Origin of the sequence: Phaeobacter sp. JH20_34, assembly GCF_048056095.1 — a bacterium.
In the GTDB taxonomy this organism is placed as follows: Bacteria; Pseudomonadota; Alphaproteobacteria; order Rhodobacterales; family Rhodobacteraceae; genus Phaeobacter; species Phaeobacter bryozoorum.
The window spans coordinates 420,749-438,297 of the sequence record NZ_JAYMWT010000021.1 but is presented as its reverse complement, the minus strand read 5'-3'; the positions used below and the strand labels follow the sequence as shown (position 1 = coordinate 438,297).

At 62.3% G+C, this 17,549-nt stretch carries 17 protein-coding genes and 1 tRNA gene; 6 read left to right on the top strand and 12 right to left on the bottom strand.

The window, feature by feature from the left end; genetic code table 11:
* Positions 1 to 168: 168 nt before the first annotated feature.
* Complete coding sequence (locus VWZ81_RS16700; protein WP_416543147.1) at positions 169 to 1,158, bottom strand: hypothetical protein; 990 nt, start codon at positions 1,156 to 1,158, stop codon at positions 169 to 171.
* Positions 1,159 to 1,537: 379 nt separating this feature from the next.
* Here VWZ81_RS16700 and VWZ81_RS16695 point away from each other — a divergent pair.
* From VWZ81_RS16695 to VWZ81_RS16685, 3 genes are all read left to right on the top strand, one after another.
* A tRNA-Thr gene (locus tag VWZ81_RS16695) sits at positions 1,538 to 1,613 on the top strand.
* Between the two features lie 345 nt (positions 1,614 to 1,958).
* Positions 1,959 to 3,701, top strand: coding sequence for an ATP-binding protein (locus tag VWZ81_RS16690; protein ID WP_416543146.1), 1,743 nt, complete (start codon positions 1,959 to 1,961; stop codon positions 3,699 to 3,701).
* A gap of 155 nt (positions 3,702 to 3,856) precedes the next feature.
* On the top strand, positions 3,857 to 4,459 hold the full coding sequence (locus tag VWZ81_RS16685) for an acyl-homoserine-lactone synthase (protein WP_416543145.1): 603 nt from the start codon (positions 3,857 to 3,859) through the stop codon (positions 4,457 to 4,459).
* Positions 4,460 to 4,494: 35 nt separating this feature from the next.
* On the opposite strand, the gene VWZ81_RS16680 is transcribed toward VWZ81_RS16685, so the two are convergent.
* From VWZ81_RS16680 to VWZ81_RS16630, 11 genes are all read right to left on the bottom strand, one after another.
* Complete coding sequence (locus tag VWZ81_RS16680) at positions 4,495 to 5,604, bottom strand: alpha-hydroxy acid oxidase (protein ID WP_416543144.1); 1,110 nt, start codon at positions 5,602 to 5,604, stop codon at positions 4,495 to 4,497.
* The gene (gene comE / locus VWZ81_RS16675; RefSeq protein ID WP_416543143.1) at positions 5,604 to 6,158 is read right to left on the bottom strand and encodes a sulfopyruvate decarboxylase subunit beta; all 555 of its coding nucleotides are present in this window, start codon (positions 6,156 to 6,158) and stop codon (positions 5,604 to 5,606) included. The genes VWZ81_RS16680 and comE overlap by 1 nt, the downstream gene beginning before the upstream one ends.
* The gene (gene comD / locus VWZ81_RS16670) at positions 6,155 to 6,661 is read right to left on the bottom strand and encodes a sulfopyruvate decarboxylase subunit alpha (RefSeq protein ID WP_416540528.1); all 507 of its coding nucleotides are present in this window, start codon (positions 6,659 to 6,661) and stop codon (positions 6,155 to 6,157) included. The genes comE and comD overlap by 4 nt, the downstream gene beginning before the upstream one ends.
* A gap of 39 nt (positions 6,662 to 6,700) precedes the next feature.
* Positions 6,701 to 7,111 carry a universal stress protein gene (locus tag VWZ81_RS16665; protein WP_340544836.1) on the bottom strand — a complete coding sequence of 137 codons (411 nt, stop codon included), beginning with the start codon at positions 7,109 to 7,111 and terminating at the stop codon, positions 6,701 to 6,703.
* A 30-nt stretch (positions 7,112 to 7,141) separates the two neighbouring features.
* Positions 7,142 to 8,122: an alcohol dehydrogenase catalytic domain-containing protein gene (locus tag VWZ81_RS16660; protein ID WP_416543142.1), complete on the bottom strand. Its 981-nt coding sequence runs from the start codon at positions 8,120 to 8,122 to the stop codon at positions 7,142 to 7,144.
* On the bottom strand, positions 8,119 to 8,880 hold the full coding sequence (locus VWZ81_RS16655; protein ID WP_416543141.1) for an SDR family NAD(P)-dependent oxidoreductase: 762 nt from the start codon (positions 8,878 to 8,880) through the stop codon (positions 8,119 to 8,121). Before VWZ81_RS16655 ends, VWZ81_RS16660 begins: the two co-directional genes overlap by 4 nt.
* Positions 8,873 to 10,180: a histidinol dehydrogenase gene (hisD, locus tag VWZ81_RS16650; protein ID WP_416543140.1), complete on the bottom strand. Its 1,308-nt coding sequence runs from the start codon at positions 10,178 to 10,180 to the stop codon at positions 8,873 to 8,875. The genes VWZ81_RS16655 and hisD overlap by 8 nt, the downstream gene beginning before the upstream one ends.
* An 11-nt stretch (positions 10,181 to 10,191) precedes the next feature.
* On the bottom strand, positions 10,192 to 11,520 hold the full coding sequence (locus VWZ81_RS16645; protein ID WP_340544842.1) for a TRAP transporter large permease: 1,329 nt from the start codon (positions 11,518 to 11,520) through the stop codon (positions 10,192 to 10,194).
* Positions 11,521 to 11,533: 13 nt separating this feature from the next.
* The gene (locus VWZ81_RS16640) at positions 11,534 to 12,046 is read right to left on the bottom strand and encodes a TRAP transporter small permease (RefSeq protein WP_340544843.1); all 513 of its coding nucleotides are present in this window, start codon (positions 12,044 to 12,046) and stop codon (positions 11,534 to 11,536) included.
* Positions 12,047 to 12,159: 113 nt separating this feature from the next.
* Entirely contained in the window at positions 12,160 to 13,305 is a 1,146-nt protein-coding gene (locus VWZ81_RS16635; protein WP_416539260.1) for a TRAP transporter substrate-binding protein, read from the bottom strand.
* 23 nt (positions 13,306 to 13,328) lie between these two features.
* Entirely contained in the window at positions 13,329 to 13,514 is a 186-nt protein-coding gene (locus VWZ81_RS16630) for a hypothetical protein (protein WP_340544846.1), read from the bottom strand.
* A 128-nt stretch (positions 13,515 to 13,642) separates the two neighbouring features.
* Between VWZ81_RS16630 and VWZ81_RS16625 the strand changes: the two genes are divergently transcribed.
* The 3 genes from VWZ81_RS16625 to VWZ81_RS16615 all read left to right on the top strand — a co-directional run bounded on the left by VWZ81_RS16625 (position 13,643) and on the right by VWZ81_RS16615 (position 17,547).
* A complete protein-coding gene (locus VWZ81_RS16625; protein WP_416543139.1) occupies positions 13,643 to 14,668 on the top strand; it encodes a LacI family DNA-binding transcriptional regulator in 1,026 nt (341 codons plus the stop codon).
* Positions 14,669 to 14,967: 299 nt separating this feature from the next.
* The gene (locus VWZ81_RS16620) at positions 14,968 to 16,341 is read left to right on the top strand and encodes an aspartate aminotransferase family protein (RefSeq protein WP_416543138.1); all 1,374 of its coding nucleotides are present in this window, start codon (positions 14,968 to 14,970) and stop codon (positions 16,339 to 16,341) included.
* 21 nt (positions 16,342 to 16,362) lie between these two features.
* Positions 16,363 to 17,547, top strand: a complete 1,185-nt coding sequence (locus tag VWZ81_RS16615; RefSeq protein WP_416543137.1) for a M24 family metallopeptidase — start codon at positions 16,363 to 16,365, stop codon at positions 17,545 to 17,547.
* Positions 17,548 to 17,549: the final 2 nt, after the last annotated feature.

Sequence of the window (17,549 nt, the reverse complement as noted above, 5' to 3'; positions counted from 1 at the left end):
GTGCTCCCCTTGGATGGTCGAATACGTCTCGCGCGTAAGAACACTCCGCCACGGCGCGTAAGGCAAGGCGCAATTTGGACGCGCCTCTTGATCGGTGACGCCGGGGCCGATTGAAACAGCGCTGCCTGGCCCTTGGTCCTGATCCGGGGCTGCCAGCGGCGGCGCCGGTTACCGCATCCAGAAGCCTGCGGATTTGATCCGATTGCGCAGGGCCCGCTCCTTGCGAGGCAGGTTGTCGCGGTCAAACATCGCGCGCAGCTTGGCACCGCGCCTCTGGTAGATCATCCGTTTCATCGGCTCATATTGCTTCAGAACTTTCTTGATTTTGTTCGGGCTTGCCACGGTCTCCAGCGCGTCGACAACGGCGTCGCTCTCGCGCGCATATAGCAGCGGGAAGCTGCGGTAATGGCAGCTGGTCACCCCGTCGAGATATCCCTCCGGCAGCGTGTCGCGGCCACCGCCCAGGCTGTGTATGACAAGGGGCAGGGCGATCTGGTCCAGCCAGGGGTCAAGTGACTGCCCGATCAGCGCCATGGGCAGGTCGTCGCGGATTGATGTCGCATAGTCGAGAAACCGGCGCCCAAAGACCTGCGGACAGGCACCATAGAAATAGCCGGCATTGAAGTAGAGATAGCGGCGCCAGAAATTTTCAGGCTGGCTGAGATCGAGGCTGCTGTCAAAATCCAGATCGAAACGGTCATAGAGCGCCCGCCAGATTCCTGTCATATCGGGCCCATAGAGCGTGGGCTTCGGCCAGGTGCCTTCGCGCCGCAGCGATGCCGAGGGCCGACCAAAATCAAACGGCACCTGATCAATTGGACCGGTGATCAGCGTATCACTGTCAAAGAAGACAAAAGGCTGCCCCTCAGGAAGCGCCAGAAGCGCCTCGATCTTGTTCCCATAGGGGTAGGCCTGACCAAAGACGTCGGACTGAAATGGCAGGAGTTGCGCCCCAAGCATATCCAGCGCCTGCAAGACCGGCTGGCTGCGGATGCTCGGGTCCTTGTGCCACTTGGGTCCAGGCTGCGGAACCGCCACATAGAGCCGCCCGGCAAAATCGGGAGCATAGTGTCGCAGAGAGGCGGCAAACAGCACCGCCTCATATTGCAACCGTCCGGCCTGTCCGATGATCATGATGTTGAAATGGGGATCGGTCATGTTGTGGCGTCCGGTTTTCTGGCGATGCGGTGTTCATATACTTTCGACACGTATGCGACATCCCCTGCAATGCGGTTGCGGCCATGATCATATATTTCCACCACCGCTGCCAGTAGGTCTCTGGAGAGATTGGCATCTGCTGCCTGACCGCCTGCCTGTCGAACCAGCAGGCGCAGGTTCCGCCTGAGCGCTACTATTTCGTCAATGCGCCTGCAAGGCAGGGCTTCAGCGGCCTCCTGTCTGACCACGACGAACACTGCGCCGATCGCTACGAGAGGGCACGGGCTCTGCTGCGAAATTGACGCCGCGAAATTCTCGGGTGGGTGACGAATTTTTCGTCTTGCACCCTCCATCCAGAGACGCTATCTCGCTGCCCAAGGCCCCTATAGCTCAGCTGGTAGAGCAACTGATTTGTAATCAGTAGGTCCGCGGTTCGAGTCCGTGTGGGGGCACCATTTACCTGACATCGCTGGTATGATCGATTGATTTGCGCTCTTTGCAGTCGCAATCAGCTGATGGGGTGCTCTCAGGCGACCTTCGGTCATGACGTGGGTCTTTCCGGCCCTTGCACTGCGGGCTGGCCTTTTTGGTACAGGACCTATCCGATCCACCGCCACCGCGCAGGGTAATCGACCTGACTGTGTCAATAGGCCAGCGTGACTGTATTAAGTCATCCGTCATTATTTGACTGCAATTTAACGGTAGGGACGAATCGGTTAGCAGTGATGCAGTCAGGTGAGGCTTGTTTTCACGCTTGGGCGTAACCGAAGGGACAGCGCCAAAGAAACACGGGAAGGAGGATGCGTTTGTTTTCTTTATCGCCAGACCTCGTGAACTCCGTGTCCAGTCAAAACCAGCTTGTGCGCTCGGATCTTCCGTCGCGGTTTGCCTCCATCAGCCTGGTCTCGCTGTTGTCGCTCTACTTCCTGTCGTTTCAGGCCGTCGCGGTGGTCTATGGCGCCTATGTCCTTGTCGAAGTTGTTGGGCTGCGGGTCTATCGCAGGCTGATATCTGAGGTGACCGTCCGCAACACGCTGCTGTTTGCCGGCTCCGCATTCGTCGGCGTCTGCGTCTTTAACTCCCTGTCATTGCTGTTGTTTCTGCACTCGGAACCCTTTCCGAAACTGATGGGCGCAATGCTGCTGATCATCGCGCTCAACCACTGTGTTGTTGCGCGGTCAGCCTGGCTTCATTTCGGTATCATCACGGCGGTGCCGATCATCTGCACGGTTGGCTATATGATCAGCGCGACGCTGTCCCGGTTTGCCAGTGCGGGAGAGATGGTCATAGCAGCGGTGGTCGCCCTGCTGGGGGCCGCCTACATGCTTCATGCCATGTGGGTGCAGCACCGGCTGACCGCCCGCCTGCAAGAGGCCCTGCGTGCGGCAGAAGCTGCAAGCCGCGCGAAGAGCCGTTTCCTCGCAGCGATGAGCCATGAGATCCGCACACCTTTGAATGCGATCTGCGGCATGTCCGAGCTGATCGAGGAGGAAAACTCCGGCTCTGAAACGCTGAGGGAGCAGACGCAGCTTCTGCGCAAATCGTCTCAGGCGCTGACCGGCATTCTTGATGACGTATTGGATCACGCCAAGATCGAGTCCGGTCAGTTCGATCTGAACCTCGCGACAGTGGTCCCGAGCGAAGAAATCTCCAGTGCCGTTGAAATGTATCGCGCACGGGCGGATGAGAAGGGGCTCAGGCTTCATATCAGATTGGAGCCGGGTATTCCCGACTATGCCGAATGTGATGCGCTGCGCCTGCGTCAGGTGATCGGAAACCTTGTTTCGAATGCCGTGAAATACACCGAGGTCGGCCATGTCGAGGTCGTCGCCGATATCGAAGAGTTCGAGGGGCGTGCGATGCTGCGTGTCGCGGTGTCGGATACCGGACGTGGCATGACACCCGAACAGAGCGCCAAGCTGTTCACGGATTTCTATCGTGCCATCGACAAGGCTGCACCAAATGTGCCGGGCACCGGTCTGGGCCTGGCGATCGCCCGCCATCTGGCACGCATCATGGGGGGCGATATCACCGTTCGGACCAGCCCCGACTGGGGCAGCTGCTTTACCTTTGTCTGTCCGATAAAAAGCCTCGACCCGGCGGAGGTTGAGACCCTTCAACAGCCGGCAGCCGGTAGCGAGATCAGCGATCTCGGGGGGCTGTCGATCCTCGTGGTGGATGATACCGCCTCCAATAGAATGGTCGTTCGCGCCTTCCTCAAAAACAGCAACGTCCAGATCACAGATGCCGAAAATGGCGTCGAGGCGCTTGCCTGGCTTGAGCAGAACCCGGTTGATCTTGTGCTGTTGGACATGAAGATGCCGGTCATGGACGGTCGCGAAACACTGACCGAAATGCTGCGGCGTGGTGGACGGATCGGGGCCACCCCGGTGATCATGTTGACAGCGAATGCGGCCCCTGAGGAGCAGGAGCTGTTTTTGCAGCTGGGTGCGGCCAGTTACCTTGCCAAACCTGTCAAGAAATCGGTTCTACTGTCGGAAATTCGCAAGATAGCGATGCCGTCGTTAACTCGCACGGTCTGATCGGCTCTCACACCGACAAGAACCGTTCGTAAAAAGAAGTTCAACCCACAGGAATTAATTCAAAATTTACGATTGCCGGATAGGTTGAGTCAAATTTTCGATAAATTTGCAGAATGCACGCCCGCGGGCGGCAGGAACAGCTGGCCGGATCGCGGATGCAGTCGACAGATATTACATTTGATAATTTTGGGGAGACCGGCGCGCTCTTTACCGAGCTTTTGCGTACGCGCTACCGTCATTTCGTCAAGCTACGGCGCTGGGATCTGCCCAATGTGCGTGGATTGGAGTTCGACCAATATGACACGCCCGAGAGTATCTACTGTGCAGTTCACGACGGGATGGCTGTTCTCGGCGGCTTCAGGCTGACCCCCACAACAGCGCAATGTATGAACACCAGCTATATGTTGCGGGATGCGCAGCTGGGCCTGCTGCCGGGGCTTCCCTCCAATGTGCTGGATGACGCCGCGCCACAGGATCCGGGGATCTGGGAGGTCAGCCGGTTCTTTGTCGAAGACACTCTGGGAGCCCGTGATAGAATGCGGGTGCGGCGGCTGCTGGAACAGGGGTTTGCCCGTTTCGCCCGGGATTGGAATATTGATACGTTCTTGTGTATCACCTCGGTGACGGCGGCGCTGCTCATGCGCAGGGCCAGCCTCTCGATAAGCTCGGCAGGCCCCCGGTTCGAAGCGGGTGGAGAAATCTGCCAAGCCTACCACCTTAGCGTCGTCGCAAAAAGCCAGCGCAGCGATGCGGCGTGAATGCGCAGGGCGGCACGCGCGGGTATTCCGTTATCTTAGCAGATCTGATGGTTATGGCGATCCAGTGAGTGGCGCCCGGTCTGTGCCATGGCAATACTCAACTCGTCGCTGAGCGCCTGCCAAAGCTGGGTCAGCCCGGATTCTCCTTTTGCAGCAATCGCAAACTGCAAAATGCGGCCCAGAAATACAAAATCAGCCCCCATGGACAAGGCTTTCAGGACGTCTTCACCCGACCGGAGGCCGCTGTCGTAGAACACCGGGAATTCCGGCCCCAGCGCGGCCCGGATCTTCGCGAGCATCTCGATCGGGGTAGGGGCTGCCTCAAGCTGCCGGGCGCCGTGGCTGGAGACTTGAATGGCATCGACGCCCGCGGACACCAGCGCGCGGGCGTCTTCAACGTCCAGCACGCCCTTTATCACCAGTTTGCCGGGCCAGAGGTCGCGCAGCCGTGCCAGCGTGTCCCATGTGGCGCGCGCCCGGCTTTCGGTGCGGTCGAAGTCATAGCCCTCCATCTGGAAATTCGCCATCACCGGCTTGCCCCTCAGAAGGGTTGTCAGCGACCAGCGCGGGTGCAGGGCAAAATCGAGGAACTGCCGCGGGCCGATGCGGAACGGCATTTTGAAGCCATGGCGCAGCTCGCGCGGGCGGCGGCCGACCTCGGGCACATCGACCGTCAGCACCAGGGTTTGATAGCCGGCCGCGCGGGCGCGCTCCGCCAGTTTGAAGGTGCCGGTGCCGTCACCGCTGAAATAGAGCTGGAACCAGGCATAGCCCTCCGCCGCCTCCAGGATAGTCTCCAAGGGGGTCGAGGCAACGGTCGAAACCCCATGCGGCACCCGGTGGCGGGCGGCCAGCCGGGCTAGCATCAGGTCGGCGCCGGGGGCTGCGAGGTTGCACATGCCCATGGGGGCAATCCCGAAGGGCCGGTCCGCCTCGGCACCAAAAATCCGAACCGCCAGCGACCGCTGGCTGACATCGCGCAGGATACGGGGCCGCAGGGTGATGGCATCCAGGGCCGCACGGTTGCGCGCCGCCCCGGTCTCCTGCCCGGCGGCCCCGTCGATATAGTCAAACACCATCCAGGGCAGCCGCCGCCGGGCCAGGCGGCGGGCGTCCTCGGCCGAATGGATGGCGCCTGCACCCATCAGCCGGCCACGGCCTTCATGAAGCGGTCGCGGATCACCACCGGGTCCATCGTGATCACTGGCATCTTGGCATTGCCGCTGTCGCATTTGACCACCAGAACCGTCGCCTCGCCGCTGGCCAAAGCCTCCTCCAGCGCAGGGCCGGTGTCCTTGTCCTGCACCTCCACCACCCGGGCGCAGCCGGCGGCGCGGGCCATGCCGGCCAGATCGGTGTGCTGGCTGGTGTAGGTCGGCTGATCGCCGGTGGAGCCATAGGAGCCGTTGTCGATGATCATCAGGATGTAGTTGCCGGGCGCGTTGTTGCCGATGGTGGGCAGGGTGCCGAGGTTGGTCAGGATCGAGCCGTCCCCGTCGATCACGATCACAGGCTTCGGCTGCGCCAGCGCCAGTCCCAAGCCGATGGAGGACGCCAGCCCCATGGTGCCCAGCATGTAGAAATTGCTGGGCTGGTCGTCGATGGCGTGCAGCTCTTGCGACGGAATGCCGATGTTGCAGACCACCAGTTCGTTGCGTAGGATCGGCGCGATCTCTTTCAGGATTTCAGAACGGATCATTGGTCGCCATAGCCTCCCCAGAAATTGGCGTCGGTCAGGATGGCAACGGGCTTGTTGCACATGAAGGTGTATTTCAGGATGTTGTCCAGCTCCTCGACATCTTTCTGCCAGTGGAAGTGGTATGTCGGGATGTTGAGCTGCGCCAAGAGTGCCTTGGTATGCACCGCCATTTCGACCTGGCAGGCCACCGGCTCGCGCAGCTCGCCGCGGTAGGAGATCAGCATCGGCAGCGGCATCCGGTAGTACTGGATCAGCGTCGCCAGCGTGTTGATGGTGACCCCGATGGCAGTGTTCTGCATGATGATGGCCGGGCGCTTGCCGCCCATCCAGGCGCCGGCGCACAGCCCCATGCCCTCATCCTCCTTGTTGGAGGGGATATGGAAGATGTCGTCGCGCTGGTCGATCTCCTCGATCACCCCGGCCAGCTGCTTGCAGGGCACGGTGGTGACGAAGGAGACGCCGTTGGCCGCCAGATCGTCAGCGATCCTCTTGTCTATGGTCATGGTTGGTTGCCTTTGCTTCGGGTGTCTTGTTTCTCGGGGTCAGGTGGTGCGGCAGACATGCACGGCGCAGGGCGCGTGGCGGACCACGCGGGCAGCCGTCGAGCCGAGGAAAAAATCGCTGAGACCCGGTTTGTGGGAGCCGACGACGATGCAGTCCATGCCGTGCTGCTGCGCGTATTCGACAATGGCGCGGTAGGACCGGCCCTTGACGATTTCTGTCGATACATCGCCATGATCTGCGGTTTTCTTTGTCAGCTGCAGACGGGCGTTGGCCAGGCCTTCGCGCAGGGTGTCCTCGTCGAGGTAGGTGCTGACGGATCCCTGCGGTGCCTCATAGACATGCAGCGCCGTGATCTGCCCGCCGGGGTTGCACAGGGTGGCGGCGGCCTTCAGCGTTGTCCCCGACACCCCGTGATCCAGAGCCATGGGAACCAGGATTTTGTCATACATCGTTGCTCTCCGTTTGTTAGGGGCGCGGGCTCAGGCCCAGGGGTCGAGGATGATCTTGGGCGCCGCCACCGCGCCGCTGCGCAGATCGCGAAAGGCGGCGGCGCCCTCTGACAGCGGACGCAGCTCAGACCAGCCCAGCGGCCCGAGGCGGCCGTCAAAGATGGCCTGCGCGGTGTCGCGGAAGTCTTGCGCGGTATAGGTATAGGTGCCGATGAAGGTGATTTCCTGCAGGGTCATGCGGCGGATATCCAAGCCGCCGGTGTCCTCGCCCAAGCCAACATGAGCGATCACCCCGCCGGGCGCGGCAGTGGCAGAGGCGGCGGCGCGGGTGGCGGCATAGCCCACCGCGTCCACCACCAGCGGCACCATGTCCTGAAACTCCGCCACTGCCTGCTGGCCGCAGCGGTCCGCCAGGAAGGCCCGGCGCGCGGCGTTCGGTTCTTGGATGGTCACGTCCTCCACCCCCATCGCGCTGAGCGCCAGCGCCGCCGCCAGCCCGATGGCACCGCCGCCGATCACCAGCGCGCGGCGTTCGGTGTCCGGGTGCAGCGCCTCCAGCGCCAGCCGGGCCGCGTGCCAGCTGACCGCCAGCGGCTCCGCCAGCGCGGCCTTTGCGAGCGGGACCGCGTCCGGCACGGTCACCAGATTGCGCTCCGGCATCGCCACGAACTGGGCAAAGGCGCCCTCGCGCGGGGGCATGGAGATGATCTGGCGGCTGGCGCAGAGGTTTTCGCGCCCTGATGCGCAGGCCGGGCAGCTGCCGCAAGTCACCAGCGGGTTGATGGTCACCCGGCGGCCTGCCTGTGGCCCGTCCTCGATCACCCCGGCGGCTTCGTGCCCGAGGATCAGCGGTGCGGGCCGGCGGTCGTCGTGGCCCAGATAGGCGTGCATGTCGGAGCCGCAGATGCCGGAGGCATGGATGCGGATCAGATGCTCGCCCGGCTGGCCCGCGGCCATCGGCACATCGCGGACCGAAAGCGTCTCAACCCCTTCATAAACCAAGGCTTTCATTTCGCGGTGAACCCCCCGTCAACCATCAGGATTTGCCCGGTGACATAGGCCGAGGCCTCCGAACACAGGAACAGCAGCGGCCCGTCGAGATCCTCCAGCCGCCCGTTGCGGCCGATGCAGGTCTGAGCCGCATTGCGGGCAGCGCGGGCGTTATCTTCGAAGACAGCCTGAGTCAGCTCGGTCGGGAAGAAGCCCGGCCCGATCGCGTTTGCGGTGATGCCGTGGGGCGACCAGGCCTCTGCCATGGCGCGGGTCAGCTGGCCGATCCCGCCCTTGCTGGCGCCATAGGCGATGCCGCCGGGAAAGGCGCGGGAGGTCTGGAGCGAGGCGAAATTGACGATCCGCCCCCAGCCCCTGTCCTTCATCACAGGCACAAACGTCTGGCTGAGGAAGAAGGGCGCCGAGAGGTTCAGCGCCAGGGTGCGGTCCCAGCCCTCCGCTGTGACGTCATCCGCAGGCTGCCGCGTGTTGACGCCGGCCGCGTGGATCAGGATGTCCGGCGCGCCAAAAGGGGCCGCAACGGCGTCCCGCAGTGCCGCCAGCGCGCTGCGGTCGGCCACATCCGCGACCGTATAAGCCGCGCTTGGTCCGATCTCTGCACAAAGGCTCTCCAAAGCCTCCGCCCGGCGCGCCACCGCCACCACCTGCGCCCCGGCGGCGGCCAGCGCGATGGCCGCGCGCCGCCCCAGCCCGGAGCTGGCGCCGGTGATGCAGGCGGTCCGGCCCGTCAGATCGAACAGGGCGCGCGGGTCAGCCATTGGCGGTCAGGTCAAAGGTTTCGTCGGGGAAATACTTGGCCAGCCGCACATCAGCAGCGCGGGCGTGGCCTTCCATCCCTTCCAGCCGTGCGATCCGGGCCGTGGCCTCTGCCACCGGTTTCGAGCCTTCGCGGGTGGCGCGCTGCCAGGTGACGATCTTCATGTATTTGTGAACGCTGAGGCCGCCGGTATAGCTGGCCGCGCGCGAGGTCGGCAGCACGTGGTTGGTGCCCGCCGCCTTGTCCCCGTAAGAGACCGTGGTCTCCTCGCCCAGAAACAGCGAGCCGTAGCAGGTCAGCTGCTCCAGCCACCAGTCCAGATCCTTTGCCTGCACGGTCAGATGCTCGGGCGCGTATTCGTCGGAGCAGGCCGCCATATCCTCGCGGTCTTTGCACAGGATCACCTCGGCATAGTCGCGCCAGGCAGCGGCGGCGTTCTCGCGGTTCACCTCTGGCAGGTCGTCGATCAGCCCCGGCACCAGCCGCATGACCTCCTCGGCCAGGGCGCGATCATCGGTCACCAGCCAGACCGGCGAGTTATAGCCATGCTCGGCCTGGCTCACCAGATCGGTGGCGACGATATGGGCGTCGGCGGTGCGGTCGGCCAAGATCAGGCTGTCGGTGGGGCCTGCGATCATGTCGATGCCGACGCGGCCGAACAGGATGCGCTTGGCCTCCGCCACGAACTGGTTGCCGGGGCCGACCAGGATATTGGCCTTGGGCAGACCGAACAGGCCAAAGGTCATCGCCGCAACCCCCTGCACGCCGCCCATCGCCATGATCTTATCCGCGCCGCAGATATGGGCGGCATAGACGATGGCGGGGGCCACGCCCACGCCGGGGCGCGGCGGCGAGCAGGCGGTGATGTGCTTGCAGCCCGCGACCTTGGCGGTGGTCACGGTCATGATGGCGCTGGCGATATGGCTGTAGCGCCCGCCCGGCACATAGCAGCCCGCCGCATCCACCGGGATTACCTTCTGCCCGGTGATGAAGCCGGGGCAGATTTCGGTTTCCACGTTCTGCATAGTGCTTTTCTGCAGCTCGGCAAAGCGGCGCACGTTGTCGTGGGAAAACCGGATGTCGGCCTTGAGCTTCTCCGGTACCTGCGCGCAGGCGGCTTCGATCTCCTCTGCCGTCAGCAGGACGTTGCCCTGGTATTTGTCGAACTTCGCGGCGTACTCCAGCGCCTTGACGTCGCCGCCGGCCTCAATGTCGTCCAGGATGCCCTGCACGATCTTATGGGTCTCGGACGCGTCCGACTTGGGGGTCAGGGCCGCCTTTTTCAGGTATTCACGGGTCATGTCAGAGGATCCTACTTGTAAATATCAGGAAGCAGCGTGGTCGAAATCGCGGGGATATAGGCGATCAGCAGCACCACGATCAGCATGGTCAGCACAAAGGGAATGGCGCGGGCGGCGATCTTGAGGATGGACTCGCCGGTGATGCCGGAGACGACAAAGAGGTTCAGGCCCAGCGGCGGGGTGATAAAGCCGACCCCCAGCGCGGTGATCATCATGATGCAGAACTGGATTTCGTTCATGCCGATGTTGTCGGCGAGCGGCTTCAGGATCGGCGCCAGGATCACGATATTGGGGGTTGTCTCCATCACGCAGCCGGCCGCAATCAGGATGCAGATCATCAGCAGGATCAGCACAGAGGGGTCATCGGTCAGCCCGGTCACAGCCGTCACAAACCCCTGCGGCACACCCATGATCGCCAGCGCCTCTGCCAGCGGCGCGGAGAAGGCGATGATCGGCAGGATCACCCCGTTCACCTTGGCTGAGCTGACCAGCATCGCGGGGAAATCCGCCAGTTTCAGAGTGCCGAGGACAAAGCCCATCAGGATGGTGACGACCACTGCCGTGGCGCCGGCCTCTGTCGGGGTCAGGCGGCCTGAGAAGATGCCATAGAAGATGATCCCCGGCACGATGAAGGCATACCAGCCGGATTTCAGCGACTGGCCCAGATTGCCCAGCCATTCACCGAACCCCATGTTGCCGCCGGTCTCATAAGTGTAAAGCCGGTTCATGATGATATTGGTGACCAGGATCGACACCAGAATGGCAATTCCCGGGATCAGCGCCGCCAAGAATAGGGTCGAGGCGGAAATGCCCAGCACCAGGCCGATGATGATATAGGCGATGGAGGGCGGGATCAGGATGCCGGTGCAGGCACCCGCCGCGACCAGCGCGCAGGCATAGGGGCGGGGGTAGCCGCTTTCGACCAGCCGGTTGATGGTCATCCGCCCGACGGCGGCAGCACCGGCCGCATCGGAGCCGGAGATCGCCGCGAACATGCCGCAGACCAGCACCGTGGCCGAGCCGAAGCCGCCCCGCGTCCAGCAGGTCAGCGCCTCTGCCACATCCAGAAATTTCTTGCTGAGGCCGGTGCGCACCAGCACGTCGCCGGTCAGGATGAACAAAGGCACCGCGGTCAGCGCAAAGGCATCAATGCCGGTGAACAGGCTTTCGCCGATGGCGCTGAGCGGCAAATCTCCCGACATCACCAGCATGGTGATGGCAGCAGCACCAATGGCGGCCCAGACCGGCACCGCCAGCGCAATCAGCGCCACGAACATGATCACCGGCAGGTAGAAATCCCATCCCAGTTCGACCGTTTGATTGAGTGAATTCCACAGCATCGCTTAACGCCCCTCAATCAAACAGCTTGTCGCCTTCGAAGACGGGGGTGCCGTCGCGAAGGCTGCGCCAGTCGCGCAGGAAGGATTGCAAGAGCCGCCAGACCATCAGCGCAAAGCCCACAGGCACCGCCATCAGGAACCAGACCATCGAAATCCGCAGCCCGTGGCTGACAGATCCGAACTTGGCGGAGACCAGAACCGTCTCGAATGACCAGTAGAGCGCCACCAGCGCCACGATGAACATCACCAGATCGCCAAAGATATAGAGCAGCGCCTTGGGCCGTGGGCCGAGGTAGTGCATCAGCACATCAATGCGGATATGCGCACGTTCCTTGACCGCGGCGGCGGCACCGATCCAGGCCAGATAGATGAAGGAATAGCGGACGATCTCCTCGCCCCAGATCGAGGAGAAAGCAAACAGCTCGCGCCGGATCACCTCGATTGCCATTGTGATGACCAGCATCACGTAGAACACCAGAAGCAGCCAGCGCTCCGCGTTCTTGTCGATCGTTCGCAGGATCTGCATTGCTGTTCCCGTGGTTCAGGCGCACCCCCGCAACCAGCCCGGGAGACTGTTGCGGCGGCGGCTGTTGGAATAAGGACGGGCGGGGTGGCTTCGCGCTGCCCGCCCGGTCCGGCTCAGGCGTCGTGGACGAAGTATTTGCCCTGGGTGCCTGCGGCCTCCTCCAGCTTGGCGAAATTGTCCATTGAGCCTGCCAGCTCGGTCTTGAAGGAATCCCATTCGCTGCGCTGATAGCCGCCGGCCTCTTGCCATTCGCCCAGCTGATCGTCGCTGAGGCTATGGAATTCGACACCGGCCTTGGTCAGTTCCGCCATCGCATAGGCGCGGGCGGAGGGCACTTTGGACAGGTTCTGATGCGCGGTCATTTCAGACCCCCACATCACGCCCTCCTGCACATCGGCGGGCAGTGAATTGAACCATTCCAGATTACAGGAATAAACTTGGCTGTCCGGCACCGCCTGGGTAAAGGTCACATGGCTGAGAATATCCTTGAAGCCAAAGACATAGAGCGCCCCGACCGATGGATCGAGCGCATCCGCCACACCCTGTTTGATGGCCGATGGCGTCTCGCCCCAGGCCACCGGCGTCGGATTGGCGCCGACCATGCGGTAATACTGCTGAAGCATCTTCGAGCCTGGCACCCGGAATTTCACCCCGGCCATGTCACCGGGTGACATCACCGCGTTGCCACCCTTGCGCACCGCCACCACACGGGGGTCGATGTTCACATAGAACAGCGCCTTGAACCCTGCGGCCTCCACTTTCGGATGCACCTCCGAGTTCCAGAAATCTGAGGTCACCAGATTGGTGAACCGCTGGTTGGAACCGCAGAGATAGGGCATGTTGATCAGGTCTACGGTAGAGGCAAAGGGCGCGAAATTTGACAGCGAATGCTGCGCTGCCTGGATGGTGCCGCCCTGTACCTTCTGCACCAATGCGCCGCCTGCGCCGAGCTGCCCGCCGGGGGCTAGCTTCACGTAGACCTTGCCGTTGGTGGCGTTCTGGATGTTTTCCTTCAGATCCAGCTGCATGATCGGATAGCTGCGCGAAGCGCCCAGCACATAGGCGGTTGCCACGGTCATGATATGCTCGGCCGCACCCTCACGTTCCTTTTCCTCCTTGGCGGTTTGCGCAACCGCCTCAGTGGACCAGAGCACACCGCCAGCCCCTGCGACCATCGCCGCAGTAAAAGAACCGGTCGAGGCCAGTTTCAGAAAATTGCGGCGCTCCGCAGATTTGAGGCCATCCTTGCCATTGGTCATTGTCTTCCTCCCTTGGAAATCCGTCAGCTGCCGTTTTGATTTTTCTGGTCAGCCTCTCGTTTGAGAATTGCCGCCACAAACAGAATGGAAGCAGCAAACAGGACCACCATTTCGCCGACATCGCCCAGGAAGCCGCCGCCGCCAAACGCGCCGAGGGCAACATTGGCAAAGAACACGACAAATACGCAAACAGACGCCATCAGAAACATCGCAAGATCCCGGTTTGTATCTCAACATCATTTGTAAGCGCTTACATCAATAATGCAAGCGCTTACATTGGTAGCTGGCAGCTGCCCCGATTTATGCTAACATACGCCAAAGACATGGCAGGTAAGACATGGGAAAAATCCCCTCAGCTCCAACACTTAACGATGTTGCCAAGGCGGCGGGCGTTTCCACCGCGACGGTGTCGCGCTGCCTGAATTCACCTGACCGGGTGATCAAGGCAACCCGCGACCGGGTGATGGAAGCGGTCGAATCGCTGGGGTACACGCCGAATTTCGCCGCGCGGGTGATGGCTGCCAAACGCAGCTTCACCATCGGGGCGATCATTCCCACCATGGACAACGCGATCTTTGCCCGCGGCCTGCAGGCCTTTCAGGACCAGCTGCGCGAGGATGGCTATACGCTTCTCGTCTCCAGCTCCGCCTACAGCCCAGACGTGGAGGAGGAGCAGATCCGGGCTTTGGTTGCGCGCGGGGCCGACGGTCTGCTGCTGATTGGCCATGAACGGGACGAGAAGATCTACCAGTATCTTGCGAAACATCAGGTGCCGGTTCTGGTGGCCTGGTCATATGCGCCCGACCTGCCTCAGATCTCCGTCGGCTTCAGCAATACCGGGGCCATGTATGACCTGGCGCAGGCGGTGCTAACGGCGGGTCACCGTCGCATCGCCATGATCTCGGGTATCCGGCAAGGCAATGACCGGGCACAGAACCGCGTCAGCGGGGTCCGCGATGCCCTGCAGGCGCAGGGCTGCGATCCGCAGGCGCTGACATTGATCGAAACCCCCTATGAAATTGAAAAAGGCGCCAGGGCATTTGCTGAGTTGATGGCCCGTGATCCTCGTCCGACCGTGGTCATGTGTGGCAATGACGTCCTTGCAGCCGGTGCGCTGGGCGAGGCGCATCGCCTTGGCATCGCGGTGCCGCAGGATGTCTCGATAACCGGCTTTGATGATATTGAACTGGCGGAGATCGTCAGCCCACCGCTGACGACGGTGCATGTTCCGCACCGTGAAATGGGGCGCAAGGCGGCTCAACAGCTGATCGCCATGGTTGAAGGCCGCTCCGACGGTCAGTCGATCTGCATCAACACAGCTGTTGTCAGACGGAACTCCCTGGCGCCGCCGCCTGCCGGATAGGGCTGCCGTCGAATCTGTGATACCGCGCGGTTTGGAAACAGATCTGCGGCGTCGACCATCGGGGCAGGGGCCGGCGACCACCGGTCCTAGCCACGGCGCAAAAAAAATCTGTTGCCATCGGCCGGTCTCTCATGGTCCAACTGCTGCACGACCCTGGCAATAAAGGCATTGCGCGCTGCTGTCCGGGTGAGCGGAGCCTTCTTCTGCTCAAAAACAGGCCGCCCCGCTGGCCTGTCGCGTGCAACTGGCTCCCTTCATGTGACCAAAGGCGGCGCGCCGCCGTAGCCAAGGACAGAGCCATGCTGCACAACGATCAACTGGACCAATGGGACCGCGACAGTTTTTTCCACCCTTCCACGCACCTTGCCGAATTTGCCCGTGGAAACCTGCCGCAGCGGGTGGTGACCGGCGGCAGTGGCTGCCATATTGAGGATCGCGACGGCAATCGGATGCTGGACGCCTTTGCCGGGCTTTACTGCGTCAACGTCGGTTATGGTCGCCCTGAGATTGCCGAGGCCATCGCCACCCAGGCCCGCGACCTGGCCTATTACCACTCCTATGTCGGCCATGGTACCGAGGCCTCGATCACCCTCGCCAAGATGATCATGGACCGGGCGCCCGATCACATGTCGAAAGTCTATTTCGGCCTCTCCGGGTCCGATGCGAATGAAACCAACATCAAGCTGATCTGGTATTACAACAACATCCTGGGGCGGCCGGAAAAGAAAAAGATCATCTCGCGCTGGCGGGGCTATCACGGATCCGGGCTGATGACGGGGTCGCTGACCGGGTTGGAGCTGTTCCATAACAAGTTCGATCTGCCCTTGGCGCAGGTGGTGCACACTGAGGCCCCCTATTATTTCCGCCGTGAAGATCTCAGCCAGAGCGAGGCAGACTTTGTTGCCCATTGCGTGGCCGAGCTGGAGGCGCTGATCGAGCGTGAGGGGGCCGACACCATCGCGGCCTTTATCGGTGAGCCGGTGCTGGGCACCGGGGGCATCGTGCCGCCGCCTGCCGGGTACTGGCCCGCCATTCAGGCGGTGCTGGAGCGCCACGATATCCTGTTGGTCGCGGATGAGGTGGTGACCGGTTTTGGCCGGTTGGGCACGATGTTCGGCTCTGATCACTACGGCATGCGACCCGATCTTATCACCATCGCCAAGGGGTTGACCTCAGCCTATGCGCCGCTGTCGGGCTCTATCGTGTCAGACAAGATGTGGCAGGTTCTGGAGCGCGGCACAGATGAGAACGGCCCGATTGGTCATGGCTGGACCTATTCGGCGCATCCCATCGGCGCCGCCGCTGGCGTGGCCAACCTCAATCTGATCGACCAGCTCGGACTTGTCGAAAACGCCGGTGCCATCGGCGCCTACCTCAATGATGAGATGCGCAAGGCGCTGGGAGACCATCCCAATGTGGGCGACGTGCGCGGCGAGGGGATGCTCTGCGCGGTGGAATTCGTGGCCGACCGCGATGATCGCCGTTTCTTTGACGCCAGTGACAAGATCGGACCGCAGATCGCCGCCAAACTGTTAGAGCAGGACAGCGTGATTGCGCGGGCGATGCCGCAGGGGGATATCCTCGGCTTTGCGCCGCCGTTCTGCCTGACCCGGCAGGAGGCAGATCAGGTGGTCGCGGCAACGCACCGGGCCGTCACTGCGGTTCTGGGCTGAGGGCAGGAAGGGAGATACAAAATGGTCAAGCCAAATACCCCGTTTGAGCAATCCGAATACCAGCAGCGGCTCGCTAAGACCCGGGCCGCCATGGCTGCCGCCGGTCTGGATGCGCTCTTTGTCACCGATCCCTCCAATCAGGCCTGGCTCACCGGCTATGACGGCTGGTCCTTCTATGTTCATCAGGGGGTGATCGTCACCCATGACGATGACCCGATCTGGTGGGGGCGGCATATGGACATGATGGGGGCCCGCCGCACCTGCTGGATGGCTCAGGACAGGCTTCTCGGCTACGGCGATCACTATGTTCAATCAATCGACCGCCATCCGATGCAGGATCTGGCCGAGCGTCTGCTCGCGCAGGGGCTTGCGGGCGCCCGCATCGGTGTCGAGATGGAGAATTACTACTATTCAGCCAAGGCACATGCGGTACTGGCGGCAGAGCTGCCTCACGCCGACCTTCAGGACGCAACCGGAGTGGTCAACTGGCAACGGCTGATCAAAACCGAGGCTGAGCTGACCTTCATGCGCAAGGCGGCGCGGATCACCGATCGGGTGATCCAGACCGCCATCGACCGCGCCGAACCCGGGGTGCGCAAAAATGATCTGGTCGCGGATATTATTCATGCGGGCATCACCGGCGTGGGCGAGGACTGGGGGGATTATCCCGCCATCGTGCCGCTGACCCCTTCGGGGCTGGATGCCACCGCAGCGCATCTGACCTGGGACGGCACCCCGATGCGCGCGGGCGAGGCAACGTTCTTTGAACTCTCCGGCTGTTATCGCCGCTATCATGCGCCACTGTCGCGCACGGTCTTCCTCGGCACTCCTCCGGCGGAGATGCTGCGAACCGAGGCTGCCCAGATCGAAGGCATCGCCGCCGGAATCGAGGCGGCGCGCGCAGGCAATCGCACCTGCGACATTGCCGACGCCTTTATGGCGGTGATGGCCAGACACGGCATCGAACGCTCTGGCCGCATGGGCTACCCGGTTGGCCTGTCCTACCCGCCGGACTGGGGCGAACGAACGGCGTCGATCCGCAGCGAAGACACCACCGTGCTGCAACCGGGCATGGTGTTCCACTTTATGCCGGCGCTTTGGATGGACAGCTGGGGGCTTGAGACCACCGAAACCCTGCTGATCCGCGACACCGGCGCCGCCGAACCGCTCTGCACAGTGGAGCGGAAACTGTTCATAAAAGGATGAGC